Here is a 16722-nt window from a genome sequence, read left to right on the forward strand (position 1 = left end):
CATGATGGGCTGCCGGATTTTTTTATCTGGATTTAGCGCCAGAACAAGGCACTAAAGCTTATAAGTCTTATATTGAAATACCGATGAATGTACCGATGCATAGCAGAAGACCAAAGCCTAAATGAAGCATTGCTGTGAGTCCGAGTGCTTTGTTCAGTTCTTTAGGCTCCCAGGTGCGTGCTGCTATTCCTACTGCTTTTAATGCAATCGGCAAAGAAACGATGGCGATCAAACTCCATGCAGGAAGCAGTGAAGCAATTACGAGCAGCAACAGGATAATATACGTACCAAGCATTAAAATATAATACTCGATTCGAGCTCCTTTTTTGCCGATTAATCCTGCAATCGTAATCTTATTGATCAATTTATCCGTATCGATGTCCCTCAGGTTATTGGCGTGCAATATGGCCATGATCAAGTATGCATTTGGAAGTGAAATAAGTACCGTTTCCCAGTGAACCGTTAGCGTCTGGACGTAGTAGGAGCCAATAACAGCCAAAACTCCAAGTGTCGTTCCTGAAGCAAATTCCCCAAAGCCATTGTAGGCTAGCGCATAGCGGGTAGCCGTATAAAAGTACCCGATCAGCAGAGAAGGAATTCCGATATATAAAATAAAGCTGCCAGTCAGACTGGCCAAAATTAATCCGATAATACTTCCTAAAGCAAAGAAGATGAGTCCTGTAATATGGACTTGCACAGGTGTCATTTCCTTACGGTCAATCACTCCGGACGGGCTGAGCGAGCCAGGCTGGTCAGCACCTTTTTTATAATCAAAGTAGTCGTTCACCAAGTTGGTCCCGCACTGCATGAATATAGCGCCTGCGAGTGTTAATAAAAAGATTCCCCAGTTGATCTCCGTCCATTTCATGGCGAGAATGGTACCGAAAAGCACAGGTATGATAGAAGCCGTCAATGAAAATGGCCGGGTAGAGGCCAATATAGTCTTAGGGCTTATCATAATCGTTCCCCCTATCTTACGAAATACAAATTATTAGGCATATCCATTATAAAACAAATGTTTGTGAAAAGGTACACATAATGCTTGTGTTTTATACAAAAAATGAAATTTGTGATGGTAAGTATGGAATGTTTTTCTTTCTATGAAATTCCGCAAAACAACGGGTATCTTTCATAAGGAGGATGCATATAAATAAATTGTTTGGTAAAAGAGGTTTACAAGTTACCATGATGTGGTTATAATTACCATGTAAGAAAAATCAGAATTTATTGAAGGAGGTCGAACACCATGATGCAATGTAAAACAATTTCAACTCTGAAGCAACTGAATAAATCAAATCGATGTTCGGCCGTTGGACAGTAGTCTTTTTTAACAATTCATTTGGATAAAAAAGCGCCGCAGGCTGAACGATGCCTGTGGCTTTTTTGTGCCCATTTTTGGGTTGGCCGCAGGGGATCTTGTACTGCGGCCTTTTTTATAAATATCAACTTGAGGGAGGAGAGAAAAATGATGATTAGTATTGCTTTGTTGACTTGGTTCTCTTTGGAGAAGGATATGACCTGTTGATTTTAAAATTAAAGGAGGATTTATTATGTTTACACTACAATTATTTTTTGGCACAATTACTGTTTCTTTCAAACGAAAAATCAGAACGCATCAAGAAGTTGTACATCAGCAAGAGGTGAATGAGAGGTTCGAAGCCAGCCGCGATAAAGTCGTGAATACGGTCCTAACCTTTTAGTAAAGTTTGACAATAAAAATTAATGGAGGGATAAATATGATGGTAAAAAGATACCTGGCGTTTCTCAATTGGATCATAACGGAGAAAGATACGACCTGAAAGGATAACCAGGAAGGAAAGGAGGAACCTGTATGTTTACACTAAACCTTTTCTTTGCTACGATTACCATTTCATTAAACAAGAATGAAATGACGTACAAAGAATATGTCCACCAGCAAAATGTAAATGACTTGTTCGATGCTGCTCATGCAAAAGCAATCGACGCGAATTACATTCGTTAATAGATAGAAAAAAGCCCTGGCTTGCGCAAATTATAGTGCGAGGCAGGGCTTTTGCTGTATGATGAAGATATAAATCATAAAGAAGGGTTAAAAGGGTTGAACGTTTATGAAAAAAGATATTCATTGCTGTGCCACCTGCATCAATTTTAAGGTTTCAAGAACGGAGCAGGGGATGAAATATGAGTGTACAAGGCTTGGATATGAAACCCAGCCTTCCTATAAATTCAACTGCTGGGAACCAAAGGATCACGTGAAAAAGTGGCTGGAAGAAAAATAAATTTACCAGCCTCTTCCTGCCCCGCCCCCGCCGGAAGACCCGCCGCCGCCACCGCGCCGTCCACCGCCCCCGCCTCTGGATATCATGGAGAGGATCATGTAAGTTAGAAATCCATTAAAAAATTTTACATCCAAAAAGATAACCACTACGATGATAAGAATGTAAAACCACGAGAAAGGATCTTTTTTCTTTTCTTTAGGAGGAGGGTTATCCTGTCCCTTGTATTCTTGTTTGATCTCTTTAACAAGAGCCTGATACGTTTGTGTGACAGCCGAGTCAGGCTTCCCTTGTTTCATATAGGGAATCGCATTTTCGTCCAGAATCCTTCCAGCTTTTCCGTCTGGAATAGCACCCTCAAGACCATATCCAACTTCAATCCTGATTTTCTTCTGTGACATGGCAACGACGAGCAGTACGCCATTGTCCGCTTTCTTCGTGCCAAGCCCGTACGTTCTATAGGCTTTATTCGCATAGTTCTCAATGGGTTCACTTCCAATAGACTTAACGGTCAGAACAGCAAGCTGTGCTGTCGTCTGATCTTCCAGTTGTCTTCCCAATGACAGCAGCTCTGCTTCTTGCTGTTGATTTAAGATGTTCGCGTAGTCCTGAACATAAATATCTCCCGTTGGAGCAGGTATCTTTGCTGCTGATACCGGTTCTCTGGCTGTTAGTATGGTGAAAAAGAGAAACACCATCAAAAGGAGGGAGAATCTTTTGGAAAGCATTATCCGTTTCCTCCAAAGTCTACTTTAGGGGGCTCTTTTGCGTTGGCATTGGCCTTAAAGTATTCTTTTTTATCAAATCCTCCTATCCCAGCAATTAACGCTCCAGGAAATCGTTTTACTTTTTTATTATAGGAAGCCACTTCCTGGTTGTAATCCCTTCTGGCTATGGCGATCCGGTTTTCGGTGCCTGCAAGTTCATCCATAAGTTGAGTAAACTGTTTATCAGCTTTAAGGTTCGGGTACCGCTCCTGAATAACAAGAAGCCTGCTTAAAGCGCCGGTTAATTGGTCATTGGCTTGTGCCTTTTCCTGAGTTGATTGTGCACCGGCCAGGCGGGCACGCGCATCGGAAATATCCTTTATGACTTTTTTTTCATGTGAAGCATAGCCTTTGACGGTATTTACAAGGTTAGGCACCAAATCTACACGTCTTTGCAGCTGTGTCTCAATCTGCGAGTAGGACTGATCAACATCCTCTTCCTTGTTGACAAAACCGTTGTAGCTTGCTACAAACCAAATAACGATAACACCTATGATGACTACAGGCCATATCCAGCTTTTTTTCATATGTACACTCCTTCAGCAAATTTACATTAATTTTTAGTTTTCCCCTATCTTATGATTTAAAAACAGAAAATATGGCTTAGGTTCAACAAGATTAAAATGGCTTAATAGAGGGTAAACACCCTATGTAGACGGATATAAAATGGAGGAGGAATTGAAAATGAATGAAGATCAAACAAAAGGGAAAATGGATCAGGCCAAAGGTGAAGCAAAAAGAGAGCTAGGCAAGCTCACTGGAGATGAAAGAACAGAAGCGGAAGGCAACAAAGACAAAGCAAAAGGAAACATCCGTGAAGGTTATGGCGATGCCAAAGAAAAAGCAACAGATACAGTAAACAGCTTATTTGATAATAAAAGAGATTAAGTAAAAGTGAAACAAGGCCAGCTCCGAAAGGGACTGGCCTTGTTTTTTGATTAAATAACCCAATGTTGACGGAACCAAGTCACACGAAACTGGCAATTTACCCTTTAATCTTTGTTACAAAACGAGGGAGTTAATTGTCTTATTAGTGATTGCTAATTAAGGAGGAATTGAGTATGGAAACAAGATTTTTAATGGGAAAGGTCAATCCAGGAGGTTATGAGGCAATGTTGAACCTGCGTTCTTTTCTCCTGAAGAACGAGCAGTGTTAGCGCTGACTGAATCGATCACACTCGTAGCTGACTCCCATGTTCCAGAAGTATATAGGGAAGTAGCTGATCAGATTCAATAACTATTAAAATGCAAATGGAGATACGGAAGGTAGCTTTCGTATCTCCATTTTTATTGGAACGTAACAGGTTTATTGACGAGGGAGCTGCTTTCCAGTAATAATAATGGGTTCCCCAGCCATCAATAATGAATGCAAGGACCGAAGTGAAGGGGGTGACCAATAACACGAGTTTACATTTCTTATTTAAAAGAAATACACCTGCCAACCAAGGCAGCACCATATAAAGCAGATAAGAGGCCAACATGCCATCACCAAATTTATGACTTTGGTGATAGCATGTTTCATTTTCTTCGCTTTCATTCAAAACGAAGGGCATTTCTATTTTACAGGTGCAATAAAAAAGGAACAGTATTTTGAATTAATGAACAGTTGATGTAATCGAATATCCAGCTGTTCATCTATAGATTTCGGAATGGTTATCACTCCTTTTTTATTAATCTTTATATATTTGGCTCCCTTTACTTCGTTTATGGTATTGGCCTGAATGATGATTGAGTCGTCTTTTTTACATACAGTGAGGAGGTCATTTTCGGTTATATTAAATTCCTCTCTCCAAACGGCAGGCAGCAAGATGACACGATTTTTACCAGGCATATAGTATTTATCTGTCTCAACTATCAACTGTCAGACTCCCTTAATTAGTAGTTTTTAATAAATATTACCATTCCTAACATTTTTTCAAACTGATAAAAACGTTTCAATTTTACTTAGAAGATTTAGGTTAAAAGCTTTTAATTGCTTAATTTCTGTGCGTAAACCGACTATTTACCTGCGAATATGGTAAATGGAACCAGTGTTTTCTGAAAACCTCTTTAAATACAGGACTAAAATCATCTGGTGTAAATGTAATAAAGGTAGGTGCTGATTGAGAAAAACAAAAAAAGAAAAAAGTATCTCATCGTTTATCAGAAGAGTTAGCCCTTTTACTAAAGTACGTCCCGAGTTTTAACTTTCGAGTACCTTACCAATACAGCCGCCAATGTAATAAAAAGGTTAGTTGAAATTTTAAAAAAGCAATATTTTTTGAAATACCTATTGAAACATTCAGAATATTATTGTAGAGTATAAATTACAATTTGATACGTGATTTGTTTTCTTATCAAGAGAGGTAGAGGGAATGGCCCGATGATACCTCAGCAACCTTCAGCCGCGGATGGCTGAAAAGGTGCTAAATCCATCAAGTTCGTTAATGAACTTGAAAGATAAGAAGAACGACAATTGATATTTCTCAAAAGTCTTCTTCTTAGAAGGCTTTTTTTATTTTATTTATTAGGAGGATCTCCATGTATAAAACGGAAACAAAGCTTGCTCAGATCGGCAACCGAAGTGAAGACCGGACAGGATCAGTTAATCCGCCCGTTTATTTTTCAACCGCTTATCGCCATACCGGGATAGGAGAATCAAGCGGGTATGATTACATACGCACCGGCAATCCGACACGCCAGCTGCTTGAACAGGCGATCGCGGACCTGGAGGGAGCGGACCAAGGCTTTGCTTGCAGTTCGGGAATGGCCGCGATCGCCACCATCCTCTCCCTTTTTCAATCAGGGGATGAATGGATCGTATCCAGCGATTTATACGGCGGTACTTATCGGTTATTGGAAGAAGGCTATAAAAAATGGGGGCTGTCCTGTAAATACGCAGACACGGCGAATCCTCTTGAAATTAAACAGGCGATTACTGCGAATACCAAAGCGATTTTTCTGGAGACCCCGACAAATCCTTTAATGGAAACTTGTGATATCCAGGCGATTGCTTCTATTGGAAAGGAACATGGTCTCCTCGTGATTGTAGACAATACATTCTATACGCCTTTGCTTCAAAAGCCGATAGAACTTGGGGCAGATATCGTCATCCATAGTGCGACAAAATATCTTGGGGGACACAACGATGTACTCGCAGGACTCGTTGCTGCAAAAGGAGAAAAATTATGTGAAGAATTGTCCTATCATCATAATGCTACGGGTGCCGTTTTAAGCCCTTTTGACGCCTGGCTGTTGATGAGAGGCATGAAAACCTTGGCATTAAGGATGAAAAAGCATGAAGAAAACGCAAAGGCGGTCGTCGGTTTTCTCCAAGAACATGAAGCTGTTACGGATGTGCTTTACCCAGGAAAAGGTGGAATGATTTCCTTCCGGCTTCGTAACGAAGAATGGATTCCCTACTTTCTAAAAGGAATTTCACTGATCACATTTGCGGAAAGCTTGGGCGGTGTCGAAAGCTTCGTCACCTATCCGGCCACTCAGACCCATGCCGATATTCCGGATGACATTCGCATCAAGCGAGGGGTGTGCAACCGGCTCCTTCGGCTGTCTGTTGGAATTGAAGATGAAAATGACCTTATAGATGACTTATCGCAAGCACTTCAAATTGTTCAGAATGAGGCAATCCCCCATGAGTGACTATTCCTGTTATAATTTTCAAACCAAATTGCTGCATCATAAGCATAAGACCGATCCGACAACTGGTGCGGTCAGTGTACCGATGCACCTTTCTTCAACGTTTCATCAGGAGGATCTCGACAGTTTCGGAAAATATGACTACAGCCGGTCAGCCAACCCGACAAGAGAAGCGTTGGAGGAGCAGATCGCTCTCTTGGAGGGAGGCTGCCGGGGATTCGCTTTCTCTTCAGGAATGGCCGCTATATCGACAGCTTTTCTGCTCCTTTCTCAGGGTGATCATGTTGTGATTTCAGAAGATGTTTATGGCGGTACTTTCCGAATGGTAACGGAAGTGCTCACAAGACTGGGGATTACCCATACTTTTGTAGACATGACTGATCTGGATGCAGTTGAGAGAGCCATTCGTCCGAATACAAAAGCTTTTTACATCGAGACACCATCCAATCCACTGTTGAAAGTAACGGATATACAGGCGGTAAGCGAGCTTGCAAAAGAACAAGGAGCACTGACGTTTGTGGATAATACGTTCTTAACACCGGCTCTTCAGCAGCCTTTGCAGCTTGGTGCAGATATCGTTCTTCACAGTGCTACGAAATTTCTTGCCGGCCATAGTGATGTCGTTGCAGGACTTGCGGTTGTAAGGGATGGAGAGCTGGCAGAACGCCTTTATTTTCTGCAGAATTCCTTCGGAGCCGTGTTAGGGGTACAGGATGCCTGGCTTCTCATGCGCGGTTTGAAAACGTTGTATGTCCGGCTTCGCCATTCCTCAGAGGCAGCTGGTAAACTCGCTGATTACCTAAATCATCATCCTCTTGTTAAAAAGGTACATTACCCGGGGCTGAAAGAGCATTCCGGTTATCAATTGCAGCGCCGGCAAGCAGAAGGGCCTGGAGCTGTCTTTTCCTTCGAGCTTGAAAGCGAACAGCTGGTAAGGCCGTTCACTTCGCACCTTCAGATTCCGGTATTAGCGGTAAGCCTTGGAGCAGTAGAGTCCATATTGTCTTATCCGGCAAAAATGTCACATGCTGCAATGCCAGAGCATGAACGAAGGAAGAGAGGAATTACCAATACGCTTTTCCGTTTTTCAGCAGGGCTTGAAGACCCTGAAGACCTGATTGCTGATTTCGAGTTCGCATTAGCTCAAAGCACGATCCAGGCACTTGCAAAATAGAAGGTCATCGGATTTTGATTGCCGATGGAGCAATGGGGCATAAGAGCCCATGTTTCTCACGAGCCATAAAAAGTGGCTCTTTTTTTTGAATTATGCCTCATCGTTTTGTTTATAAAGAGGGACAGCAAATCAGTGTTTGCTGAAACACTGATTTGCTGTCCTATATAGATTTTGATGTCTTAAACCTGATTTTTCGTCCGTTTATATTTATATCCGACTAATCTTCGTTCAGACTGGATATCGTCCCATCTTTCACTAAACCAGTAGTTGAAGTATCATTACTGGTTATTTTCTCTGGTTCCTCTTGCTTCTGATCAGAGGCAAGAATTCTTATCCGACCATGAGTATCATGTTTAGACTTCATCATTTATCCCCTCCTAATTTTCCGCTTTATAAAGCATTACTGATTATTGGACTGTTGTTGATTCTGTCCCTGCATATCAGTTCCCAATCCCATCATATTTGAAGCAAGCGGCATCATGTTTTTCATTTTTCCTCCATTGCCACTCAGCATTTGATACGCAGCAATACCCACTCCTACCGAAGCGATAATTGGTAAAATCGTATTCATATTTGTTTTCATCTACATCATCCCCTTTTAGATTTTTGTCCATTGCTGAACCATATTATTTTGTCTAAAACAAACTGAATAAATTAAGTCGATTATTACCAATGAATAATAATCGGAGAAATTCTCCTTTGATGCATAATCCGGGGGGAATTCCAAAAGATAACGATAAAAGAAAGGAGAGAACATATGAATAAAAAACGAAATCTTATTCAATTTTTGGTGATCGTGTTCATGGTAGCTGTTTTAACAGCCTGTATGAATAACCGAGATAATAAGCAGGGAATGGATAATCAGAACAGAAATATGAGGAATATCAGTACTGATGAAAATACAGGTGACAATAATAACCAAGACAACCGACTGGATGTTGCAGATGAGGCTGCTGATCAAGTTGTCCAGCTTCCGGAAGTACGTCAGGCGAACGTCATCGTTACTGGTAATAATGCCTATGTGGCAGCTGTTTTGGAAGATGGAACAAACGGCAAGCTGACAAAGGAAACCGAGAAAAAAATAGCAGACAGAGTAAAAAGCACAGACCCTGATATCAAAGACGTATTTGTGTCCACTAACCCTGACTTTGTGGATCGTGTTCAAAAGTACGTGAACGATGTTCAGGCCGGAAAACCTGTCAAAGGTTTCTTTGAACAATTCAGCGAGATGGTTCGGAGATTATTCCCAACACAAAGATAAGTTTTCTAAAAAGCTCGAACTAAAAAATGAGGAAAAAGTGCAGATCACTCTTTCCTCATTTTTTTTATGTCTGGCAATAAGGCATTATTTGAATAGCTTTATTTATTCTGTATACTTCTCAACAAACTGTACAATAAGCCGATTTAGTTCATCCGCTGCTTTTGTGGGGATCTGGTGTTTGACTTTGGGAATGAACTTTAGCTCATTAAAAGGCAAATTTTCATGAAGGAGCTTAGCATAAATGTGAAAGGGTTTATCTTTTTTACCATAGACCAACAGAATGGGCAGATTAATGTTTACCAGTTGCTTGGTGCAATTATAGTGCAAACTAGAATTGTAATACTCCTTGATATTGTGAGAAGATCCTCTCCGGCCAACTTGAAACATCTGTATAAACAGCTCTTTTGTAATCGAATTGGTCCAAGAAGTGGACAAAGCCAAAACGGGGACAGCACCTATTTCCGCGAGCTTGACTCCTGCAGAAATCTTATCCTTAAGCTGTCTGTCCTTTACTTCAGAAATCCCTCCAATAATTATTCCCCCAAGCGCCCGGCTCGAATTAGTTAGCAAATACTCCAAAACGATAGAGCCGCCCGTCGAGTAACCGCAAATAAATGCTTTTTTAATTTCAAGATGATCCAACAGGCTGATAATATCATCAGCAATGAGTGGATAGGTCAGCGGCCGTTTTGAATACTGGCTTCTTCCATGACCTCTAATATCAAAAGTAATAATCTTATACTTTGTAGATAGCCCCTCTGCCTGATATGTAAAATTTAAGGAAGTAAGTACGGGAGGATGAATAAAAACAATGGGAATCCCTTCTCCTTGAACAGCATAGTACAGTTTAACGTCTCCAACATCCAGTATTGGCAAGATATAATTCACCTCAGCTTGAAATTCTATTCATAAAGTCTGCTAAGCTTGTTGAATTATTCATCAAAACCTAAAATTGCCAAATTTAAAGGGATCAGGGACTAACCCTTTACATAGACAGATGGCCTTATATATGCACAGTTAAGTGTGAAAGGTAAAAAATTATTGGCCTATTTGTTTTTCAGTGTCGAAAATGTATTGAAAGAAATATGAGTAATTTTACTTCCAAATGGATAAAGTAACAAAGGAAAAATAAGAGAGGGGCTGTGTATTAGTGGAAAATACAAGTGATTTTGTAGAAAAATTGCACGAAAACCAGGAAAAAGCAGAAAAAAATAAAAAGCATCAAGGCAATGGTAATCCAGGGACCAAGCTGCCAAATAAGCAGCACGGTACGAACAAGTAGCTATTGGGTACATTTATTTTATAGAGAAGGGGCTGTCCAGAAAGTCGAAAATTGACCTTCAGGCTGCCCCTTTTTGGCTTGAAAATCTTCAATGAAAAGTTGATTGAAGTGGAAGGTGCGAGACTCCTGCGGGACTAGCGTGACAGGTGAGACTCCCGCCGGTGCTTGCACCAAGAGGCTCACCGCACGCCCCGCGGAAAGCGAGCAGCCTGGAACGGAAATCAACAGCTTACAGACTTCTTGGACAGCCCCTTTTTTAAATAGGATATTTAAGTTGACGCTTAATTAAGTAAATGCTAAATTATATCTATGATTGAAAAAGCGATTCATTCATTATCCGTACCTACACGTCGTGCCATATTAGCTGTATTGAGAGGTCGAGAGTTGGCTTCTAGTGACATTGCTGCACACTTTGAGTTATCAGCGCCTGCAATATCTCAGCATTTGAAAGTGCTGCATGAGTCAGGTATGGTGGTTGTCCGCAAATCAGGAACTAAACGCTATTATCGAATCAGAAGGGAAGGTTTCGCAGATTTAAAAGAATTCGTAGATCAGTTCTGGGACAATAGCCTGTTCGCCTTGAAGGAAGCAGCTGAAGAGGAAGAAAGGAGAAAACATGAGTAAGCCTACCGAAAATCTTAGGAAAGAAATTTGGATTGATTGTAGTCCTAGTACGTTATTCACTTTTTTTTACAGATCCCGACAAAATGAACCGGTGGATGGGAAGACATGTATTGTTGGAGCCAAAAATCGGAGGGAAGTACCGGATTGACATAAACGGTGAAAACGTCGCTATTGGTGAGTACAAAGAGCTCATTCCAAATGAAAAGGTAGTACTTACTTGGGGATGGGAAGATTCTGAGGTAATGCCCCCCGGATCAACGACGGTTGAATTTTTGTTGAAGCCACAATATCAGGGTACTCTTTTAATATTAAATCATTATGACATCCCTGTTGAAAAAGTACTCACTAATCAAAAGGGATGGACTCATTATATTGACCGTATCAAATATTTAGGAGAAGGAAATGATCTCGGAGTAGATCCCTGGTCAGTACAAGGTAAATAAAGGGAGGAATAATTATGTCTACAACTATTCAAGAAAAAATCAAATTTAACACCACTCCAGAAAGACTATATCAAGCGCTAACGGATCCCAAGAAGTTCAGCGATTTAACTGGTGCACCTGCAGAAATTCATTCTGAAGAAGGAGGATCTTTTTCCTGTTTCGGTGGAATGATTGCCGGAAGAATGATTGAGCTCATTCCTAATAAACGAATTGTTCAAGCATGGCGTGCAGGAAACTGGGTTTCAGGAGTTTATTCAATAGTGAATTTCGAATTGTTTTCAGAAGGAGAAAATACTTTATTATACTTCAATCATATCGGTTTTCCTGAAGGACAAGGGGAGCACTTGAAGCAAGGATGGGAAGAGAATTACTGGAAACCATTAAAAAATATGTAAGTGAATAAGCAGTAGAGAAAGAGGGAGAACTCCATGTCTTTCTCTTTTTTTTCACTTGGGTTGCCTAAAAGACATTCCACTTTATTAAACAAAAAATGATTACTGAATATGGGTGTTTTCTAACACTAGTACCTTTTCTTGGGTAGAATGAGCCTTTTCTTTAGTATGATGAACTAATCTTATAATTTCACCCTGAGCCTGCTTGGCGCCCTTTACTAATAAGGGAACACCCAATGAATCGATTTTTAGCCTTCTAGATAATAAGCCTCCAATAGTCATGGCGAATGGTACCGTTGGCGATGTATTCGAAAAAATAATCCTTTCATTACTATCAAATTTTTCCTGTAACAATAAACTTAAATTTTTGAGGCTTGGAACTAAAACTTTCGAATTTCCTCGACCAATTGTATAAACGGAATCTCCGTCTTCATCAAAACCATGAAAAATAATTTTACCCATGTCTGATGTATTAAGTTTATTAAAATATCTGACGCTTAAGATATCTTCGGTTGTAAGAGGTTTGTTACTTTGTAATTCTTTTAAATGATAGGCAGCAGCTAAAGCAGTGGTATGCGTTCCACCATAGTCATTATAAATATAAATCATGTTTTCCTCCATCATCAGTAACGACTTGAGTATTTCTTTATTTTTAGCTATCCATAAAGAAATCATACTTAATGAGTACAGGGGTAGATGATTAGACTGGGGTGACGATAAAAACCATCTATAAATATTTCAGGTAATTTTAAACCATGAAGGAAAGATAATTTTATTGATTCCCAGCGCCCTATAGACTGTCCTAATTAATATCTGCAATCTCTACTGAGAAATCCCTTTGGTTCAAGCATAGATAAAAATAATTGTAAAACCTCCGATCAATCCTCCGTGTATAGCAATACCTCCAAACATTGAAAAAATAAAGCTATAAATTGAGAACTCACAAAAAAAATAAATATCTAAAAAAAAAGCCTATTTTAAGGCTTCTTTTTGTGCTGTTATCCTCTTGGCTACAAACTCTTCTGGTATCTCTAAATTATTAATTTTTTGACTGTCATCAGTATGACCTAATAAATAGTCAGAAGAAACGTCAAAGGCTGTGTGATCAACTGTTTTGCTCTCTTAAGGATTTTATTCTATAGCCAATTAATGACATGTTAATACGAAATGTTATCGGAATGTTGCCTGATATTAGTAATTTCTTCACAATGGAGCGGTTTCTTTTATTTCATATTAACAATCAAATGTTTTAATGAAATAGTTAAATCCACAAGGGGGTATTAAATATGAGGAAAAAACCAGTAACTTTAGGCCTGTCATTGGCTATTATGGCATCCAGTGCATTTCCCGCAATTGCCTCGGCTGCCAGCAATGATCAAACGTCACCACTTGACAACCTTAAACCGGTTCAAAGTGTTGAGTTTAATTCAATGAAAGCTCCAAGCACGATTGAAAATATGGTGAAGAATTACACAGATGCTACCATGAAAATTACTTATAAAGATGGCAGTGTCAAAGAAAAACCACTTAACTATCATTCGCTCTTTTTATCAAAAGACAAAATTGCAGAAAATAAAGGCGAAATGATCGCTGCTGGTACCCCTATTGATGCGAAAGGCAATCCAATTGTGGACAGAAGTGTTCCAGATCAACCATCCAATTTTGTATCTGATGCTCCTGACTCCAATAGCCTCCTTCATGCGGGTGGAAAATCTTTTATTGTTTCTCATTATGAGTACGATTCACAGGACAATGCCGGAAACAAAATTTCTGGATTACCGGCATCCATGACCCTTACTCAGGTTGATCGAAATCAGGACAATGGCGAGCTAACTGTTAATAATGCCAAAAAAATCGATTTTTCTAATGTAAATGGTCTATGGATTCCATGTAATGGTTCTACATCACCATGGGGCACTCATCTTGGTTCAGAAGAATATGAACCAGACGCACGGGCTTTTGAAGCGGATCCAACCTCACAAGCTCATAAAGATGTTTCAAACTTTGCTAATTACTACTTTGGGGATAAATCTAAAGCCAACCCTTACTTTTATGGATGGATTCCAGAAATTTCCGTTGACTATTCCGGCAATGCATCGGTTGTAAAACACTACAGCACAGGAAGATTTTCTCATGAAGTCATGCAGGTTTTACCTGACAACAAAACAGCCTTATTTGGTGATGATGGCGGAAACACGATGATGTTCATGTATGTAGCAGATGAAGAAAAAGATTTTTCTGCCGGGACACTATATGCAGCCAAATTTGATCAAACAAGCTCTGAAAATGGCGGAGCAGGAGATTTAAAATGGATAAAGCTTGGCCATGCATCCGATAAAGAAGTGAAGTCCATCATTGATAAGGGTACTAAGTTCAGTGATATTTTTGATACTGCTTCCGAACCGACTGATGGTTATAAGGCGGTCAAAACAGCAGCAAGCAAAAATGTCGAGTACCTTAAAGTTAAACCTGGAATGGAAAAAGCCGCTGCTTTCCTAGAGTCGCGCAGATATGGGGCATTGCTGGGCGCAACCTCCGAATTTAATAAAATGGAAGGTATCGCCGTCAATAAAAAGGATAAAAAAGCATATGTTGCAATGTCTTATGTAGAGGGAAGCATGAAAAAAGAGGAAGGCAGTATCCGAGACGATATTCAACTTCCAGAACGTAAATCAGGTGTCACCTATCAGCTGGATTTAGGCGGTTCGCAAAATGATATCGATAGCGATTATGTTCCATCAGCCATGAAAGGATTAGTTGTCGGACAGGATCTAGCAACACCTGATGCCTATGGTAATACAGCAGATCCAAATAAAGTAGCTGGTCCTGACAATATCAGCTTCTCAGACGATTTAAATACGTTATTCATCGGAGAAGACAGTTCCCTTCACACGAATAACTTTGTATGGGCATATAATGTAAAAACCAAAAAACTATCAAGAATTCTTTCCGTTCCTGCTGGAGCAGAAGCAACAGGCTTAAGAGCGGATGCCGATGTTGAGGATTCCCGTTATATCTTAAGTAACTTTCAACATCCAGGTGAAGACCTTGATGGAAAACAAATTACTGCAGTCGACAAAGCCAAATTAGAAGAAGAAATGAAAAGAACCATTGGCATCATGGAGACTGGTGGAGTTGGCTATCTGTCTGGATTGCCTTCACCAAACGCACTATCAAAATAACTGAATTTGTACTGAATAACGAACGGACCAAAAGCCCTTGAGTTTAGGTTTGCATAGCTGCTAACCATTGCCCTAAGGGCTTTTGTGTGTTAAGAGAAAACACACACTTTTTATACAAACCGTTGTAAATTTTTGCTCTTTTTGAAAGGCAGTTTTCGTAACCTTTGTTGCTCTAGGAGTGGTTGATTTCCGTTTCAGGATGCTCGCTTTCCGCGGAGCGTGCGGTGAGCCTTACCGGCGCCAGCGCCTACTTTCTCGGCGCACGCGCCTGTGGGTCTCACCTGTCCCGCTTCTCCCGCAGGACAAGGAAGGCTTCGGCAGCGTTATATCGCACGAAGAAAATGTGAAATTCATTTTCGAGGAGTCTCGCACCTTACACTCCAATCAACTTTTCAATGAAGGCTGTTTACAAAAATGACCCAAAAGCAACAATCTTTTAGAAAAGAGCTTTTTGAAAAAAGTAATAATCACTTCAGAAGATTGATTGCCAAAAGAGTAATAACGCTTTCTACATCGAAATATTGACCTTTTAAAATGGCTGCCACACAATTGTTTTTGCTTGATTGTATCGTTGCTCTACTTCTCTCCAATTCACGATTTTCCACCAATTATCAATATATTTAGCTCGTTCATTTTTATATTGCAGGTAGTAGGCATGTTCCCAAACATCTAGAACAAGCAGCGGAATAACATCCCATTGAGTCAGATTCTGATGCTTTTCAGCTGTTAAAATCTCTAAACGATGGGATCGGGGGGCCCAAACGAGAATAGCCCAACCAACAGCCTCAACATTTTTTGCTGCTTCGGAGAATTGCTTTTTAAATTTTTCAAAGCTTCCAAATGTGTTATATATCGCTCTACTTAGATGATCTGATGGTATACCCCCGCCATGCGGGCTCATAATACTCCAGAAAATTGTGTGTAAATAGTGACCGGAACCGTGAAACGCTGCTTCTCTTTCCCAATGCTTAATCAAATGAAAGTCTCCATTTTCACGTGCTTTTTGCATTTCTAATTCTGCTTTATTAAGTCCATCTACATAGCTTTGATGATGTTTATCATGATGTAATCTCATGATTTCTTCTGAAATGACAGGCTCTAAACCATTATATGGATAAGGAAGAGGAGGTAATCGATGTCCCCCAATTGGGACGACTTGAATTCTTTCATCTTCGTTATGACCGGATAACGGTTCAGCTCGGTTTAAGAAGCCATTAAGGTTATCATATAAGGAAATTGCTTTCTTACTTAATTCATGATGATCATGTATGTGGTTTTCCATTTCTATCTCATTTTTTAATAAAAAGAAGGTGTCTTCCCATTGTTGAAGAATAGGATTTTCGATATTTATTAACTGTTCTCGAACTGATTCCCAAGTTATTTTGATATCTTCACACCATTTCAATAATGACTCTCGATACGTTTTTTCATTTATATGCAATTGTTTCGCCTCCTAGGTAACCTGTCACTAACAAGATATGAGTAATTACCGTAAAAATTCACAGAGAAACATTAATAGGGAGTCACTGAGCCAGCACAGCCTTTCTTTTTTGTCTCTCTTTTAATTTCGGTAATTTAAATAAAGATGGATTCCCTTCCAAAGAAAAAACCTGTGGTTAGTACGAATTCATTCAAAATTAAAAGTCCACGATAAAAACGTGGACTTTTAATTTATTTACCTAATTTTATGTTCTACAAATTTATGA

The 16722-nt window shown here is 39.8% G+C and carries 21 protein-coding genes, 1 pseudogene and 1 riboswitch; of the genes and pseudogenes, 13 read left to right on the forward strand and 9 right to left on the reverse strand.

All coding sequences use genetic code 11. From position 1 onward, the window contains the following. Positions 1-67: 67 nt before the first annotated feature. A complete protein-coding gene (gene menA, locus P4361_RS09230; protein WP_328089139.1) occupies positions 68-958 on the reverse strand; it encodes a 1,4-dihydroxy-2-naphthoate octaprenyltransferase in 891 nt (296 codons plus the stop codon). Between the two features lie 592 nt (positions 959-1550). Between menA and P4361_RS09235 the strand changes: the two genes are divergently transcribed. From P4361_RS09235 to P4361_RS09245, 3 genes are all read left to right on the forward strand, one after another. Beyond that, positions 1551-1700, forward strand: a complete 150-nt coding sequence (locus P4361_RS09235; protein WP_175501805.1) for a hypothetical protein — start codon at positions 1551-1553, stop codon at positions 1698-1700. Between the two features lie 131 nt (positions 1701-1831). Further along, positions 1832-1981 carry a YrzI family small protein gene (locus P4361_RS09240; protein ID WP_082316189.1) on the forward strand — a complete coding sequence of 50 codons (150 nt, stop codon included), beginning with the start codon at positions 1832-1834 and terminating at the stop codon, positions 1979-1981. 106 nt (positions 1982-2087) lie between these two features. Beyond that, complete coding sequence (locus P4361_RS09245; RefSeq protein ID WP_197275507.1) at positions 2088-2258, forward strand: hypothetical protein; 171 nt, start codon at positions 2088-2090, stop codon at positions 2256-2258. A gap of 2 nt (positions 2259-2260) precedes the next feature. On the opposite strand, the gene P4361_RS09250 is transcribed toward P4361_RS09245, so the two are convergent. Continuing rightward, positions 2261-2983, reverse strand: coding sequence for a TPM domain-containing protein (locus tag P4361_RS09250; protein ID WP_425590242.1), 723 nt, complete (start codon positions 2981-2983; stop codon positions 2261-2263). Continuing rightward, positions 2983-3549: a LemA family protein gene (locus tag P4361_RS09255; protein WP_256226169.1), complete on the reverse strand. Its 567-nt coding sequence runs from the start codon at positions 3547-3549 to the stop codon at positions 2983-2985. Before P4361_RS09255 ends, P4361_RS09250 begins: the two co-directional genes overlap by 1 nt. A gap of 157 nt (positions 3550-3706) precedes the next feature. On the opposite strand from P4361_RS09255, the gene P4361_RS09260 reads away from it, so the two are divergent. Continuing rightward, on the forward strand, positions 3707-3910 hold the full coding sequence (locus tag P4361_RS09260) for a CsbD family protein (RefSeq protein ID WP_062234282.1): 204 nt from the start codon (positions 3707-3709) through the stop codon (positions 3908-3910). Positions 3911-4139: 229 nt separating this feature from the next. Beyond that, positions 4140-4241, forward strand: a pseudogene (locus tag P4361_RS23230) (carboxymuconolactone decarboxylase family protein); the annotation flags it as partial. Between the two features lie 336 nt (positions 4242-4577). On the opposite strand, the gene P4361_RS09265 reads toward P4361_RS23230, so the two are convergent. Then, positions 4578-4880, reverse strand: a complete 303-nt coding sequence (locus P4361_RS09265) for a hypothetical protein (protein WP_091004315.1) — start codon at positions 4878-4880, stop codon at positions 4578-4580. 472 nt (positions 4881-5352) lie between these two features. Continuing rightward, positions 5353-5468, forward strand: a riboswitch (SAM riboswitch). 74 nt (positions 5469-5542) lie between these two features. On the opposite strand from P4361_RS09265, the gene P4361_RS09270 reads away from it, so the two are divergent. Both P4361_RS09270 and metC read left to right on the forward strand, forming a co-directional pair. Further along, positions 5543-6661, forward strand: coding sequence for a methionine biosynthesis PLP-dependent protein (locus P4361_RS09270; protein ID WP_328089144.1), 1119 nt, complete (start codon positions 5543-5545; stop codon positions 6659-6661). After that, on the forward strand, positions 6654-7832 hold the full coding sequence (gene metC, locus P4361_RS09275; protein ID WP_256226163.1) for a cystathionine beta-lyase: 1179 nt from the start codon (positions 6654-6656) through the stop codon (positions 7830-7832). Before P4361_RS09270 ends, metC begins: the two co-directional genes overlap by 8 nt. 217 nt (positions 7833-8049) lie before the next feature. Here the strand turns inward: metC and P4361_RS09280 are convergent, their stop codons facing one another. Together P4361_RS09280 and P4361_RS09285 are read right to left on the reverse strand one after the other, a co-directional pair. Then, positions 8050-8199 (reverse strand): hypothetical protein, encoded by a 150-nt coding sequence (locus P4361_RS09280; protein ID WP_256226161.1) that lies wholly within the window; start codon positions 8197-8199, stop codon positions 8050-8052. Positions 8200-8232: 33 nt separating this feature from the next. Continuing rightward, positions 8233-8415, reverse strand: coding sequence for a hypothetical protein (locus P4361_RS09285; RefSeq protein ID WP_091004325.1), 183 nt, complete (start codon positions 8413-8415; stop codon positions 8233-8235). 174 nt (positions 8416-8589) lie between these two features. Here P4361_RS09285 and P4361_RS09290 point away from each other — a divergent pair, with 174 nt between their 5' ends. Continuing rightward, entirely contained in the window at positions 8590-9093 is a 504-nt protein-coding gene (locus P4361_RS09290) for a YhcN/YlaJ family sporulation lipoprotein (protein WP_062234299.1), read from the forward strand. 102 nt (positions 9094-9195) lie between these two features. Here the strand turns inward: P4361_RS09290 and P4361_RS09295 are convergent, their stop codons facing one another. Then, the gene (locus P4361_RS09295) at positions 9196-9969 is read right to left on the reverse strand and encodes an alpha/beta hydrolase (protein WP_328089150.1); all 774 of its coding nucleotides are present in this window, start codon (positions 9967-9969) and stop codon (positions 9196-9198) included. A 274-nt stretch (positions 9970-10243) separates the two neighbouring features. On the opposite strand from P4361_RS09295, the gene P4361_RS09300 reads away from it, so the two are divergent. The 4 genes from P4361_RS09300 (at position 10244) to P4361_RS09315 (ending at position 11837) form a co-directional block, all read left to right on the forward strand. Beyond that, positions 10244-10375, forward strand: coding sequence for a DUF4023 domain-containing protein (locus tag P4361_RS09300; RefSeq protein ID WP_256226157.1), 132 nt, complete (start codon positions 10244-10246; stop codon positions 10373-10375). Between the two features lie 309 nt (positions 10376-10684). Then, positions 10685-10999: an ArsR/SmtB family transcription factor gene (locus P4361_RS09305; RefSeq protein WP_256228151.1), complete on the forward strand. Its 315-nt coding sequence runs from the start codon at positions 10685-10687 to the stop codon at positions 10997-10999. 32 nt (positions 11000-11031) lie between these two features. Beyond that, positions 11032-11442, forward strand: a complete 411-nt coding sequence (locus tag P4361_RS09310) for an SRPBCC family protein (protein WP_328089153.1) — start codon at positions 11032-11034, stop codon at positions 11440-11442. A 14-nt stretch (positions 11443-11456) separates the two neighbouring features. Then, positions 11457-11837, forward strand: a complete 381-nt coding sequence (locus tag P4361_RS09315) for an SRPBCC family protein (RefSeq protein ID WP_328089154.1) — start codon at positions 11457-11459, stop codon at positions 11835-11837. A 99-nt stretch (positions 11838-11936) separates the two neighbouring features. Here the strand turns inward: P4361_RS09315 and P4361_RS09320 are convergent, their stop codons facing one another. After that, positions 11937-12443: a DUF3189 family protein gene (locus P4361_RS09320; RefSeq protein ID WP_328089156.1), complete on the reverse strand. Its 507-nt coding sequence runs from the start codon at positions 12441-12443 to the stop codon at positions 11937-11939. A 677-nt stretch (positions 12444-13120) separates the two neighbouring features. Between P4361_RS09320 and P4361_RS09325 the strand changes: the two genes are divergently transcribed. Continuing rightward, on the forward strand, positions 13121-15016 hold the full coding sequence (locus P4361_RS09325; protein ID WP_328089158.1) for a PhoX family protein: 1896 nt from the start codon (positions 13121-13123) through the stop codon (positions 15014-15016). Between the two features lie 529 nt (positions 15017-15545). Here the strand turns inward: P4361_RS09325 and P4361_RS09330 are convergent. Continuing rightward, positions 15546-16451 carry a superoxide dismutase gene (locus P4361_RS09330; protein WP_425590247.1) on the reverse strand — a complete coding sequence of 302 codons (906 nt, stop codon included), beginning with the start codon at positions 16449-16451 and terminating at the stop codon, positions 15546-15548. Positions 16452-16722 lie beyond the last annotated feature (271 nt).

This window comes from Fictibacillus sp. B-59209 (assembly GCF_036216745.1).
Taxonomy (GTDB): Bacteria; Bacillota; Bacilli; order Bacillales; family Fictibacillaceae; genus Fictibacillus_C; species Fictibacillus_C marinisediminis.

What these genes read in the sequence shown, in the direction of transcription:
- menA (WP_328089139.1), bottom strand. Translation starts at nt 958, where the DNA reads ATGATAAGCCCTAAGACTATATTGGCCTCTACCCGGCCATTTTCATTG.
- P4361_RS09235 (WP_175501805.1), top strand. Translation starts at nt 1,551, where the DNA reads ATGTTTACACTACAATTATTTTTTGGCACAATTACTGTTTCTTTCAAA.
- P4361_RS09240 (WP_082316189.1), top strand. Translation starts at nt 1,832, where the DNA reads ATGTTTACACTAAACCTTTTCTTTGCTACGATTACCATTTCATTAAAC.
- P4361_RS09245 (WP_197275507.1), top strand. Translation starts at nt 2,088, where the DNA reads ATGAAAAAAGATATTCATTGCTGTGCCACCTGCATCAATTTTAAGGTT.
- P4361_RS09250 (WP_425590242.1), bottom strand. Translation starts at nt 2,983, where the DNA reads ATGCTTTCCAAAAGATTCTCCCTCCTTTTGATGGTGTTTCTCTTTTTC.
- P4361_RS09255 (WP_256226169.1), bottom strand. Translation starts at nt 3,549, where the DNA reads ATGAAAAAAAGCTGGATATGGCCTGTAGTCATCATAGGTGTTATCGTT.
- P4361_RS09260 (WP_062234282.1), top strand. Translation starts at nt 3,707, where the DNA reads ATGAATGAAGATCAAACAAAAGGGAAAATGGATCAGGCCAAAGGTGAA.
- P4361_RS09270 (WP_328089144.1), top strand. Translation starts at nt 5,543, where the DNA reads ATGTATAAAACGGAAACAAAGCTTGCTCAGATCGGCAACCGAAGTGAA.
- metC (WP_256226163.1), top strand. Translation starts at nt 6,654, where the DNA reads ATGAGTGACTATTCCTGTTATAATTTTCAAACCAAATTGCTGCATCAT.
- P4361_RS09280 (WP_256226161.1), bottom strand. Translation starts at nt 8,199, where the DNA reads ATGATGAAGTCTAAACATGATACTCATGGTCGGATAAGAATTCTTGCC.
- P4361_RS09285 (WP_091004325.1), bottom strand. Translation starts at nt 8,415, where the DNA reads ATGAAAACAAATATGAATACGATTTTACCAATTATCGCTTCGGTAGGA.
- P4361_RS09290 (WP_062234299.1), top strand. Translation starts at nt 8,590, where the DNA reads ATGAATAAAAAACGAAATCTTATTCAATTTTTGGTGATCGTGTTCATG.
- P4361_RS09305 (WP_256228151.1), top strand. Translation starts at nt 10,685, where the DNA reads ATGATTGAAAAAGCGATTCATTCATTATCCGTACCTACACGTCGTGCC.
- P4361_RS09315 (WP_328089154.1), top strand. Translation starts at nt 11,457, where the DNA reads ATGTCTACAACTATTCAAGAAAAAATCAAATTTAACACCACTCCAGAA.
- P4361_RS09320 (WP_328089156.1), bottom strand. Translation starts at nt 12,443, where the DNA reads ATGATTTATATTTATAATGACTATGGTGGAACGCATACCACTGCTTTA.
- P4361_RS09325 (WP_328089158.1), top strand. Translation starts at nt 13,121, where the DNA reads ATGAGGAAAAAACCAGTAACTTTAGGCCTGTCATTGGCTATTATGGCA.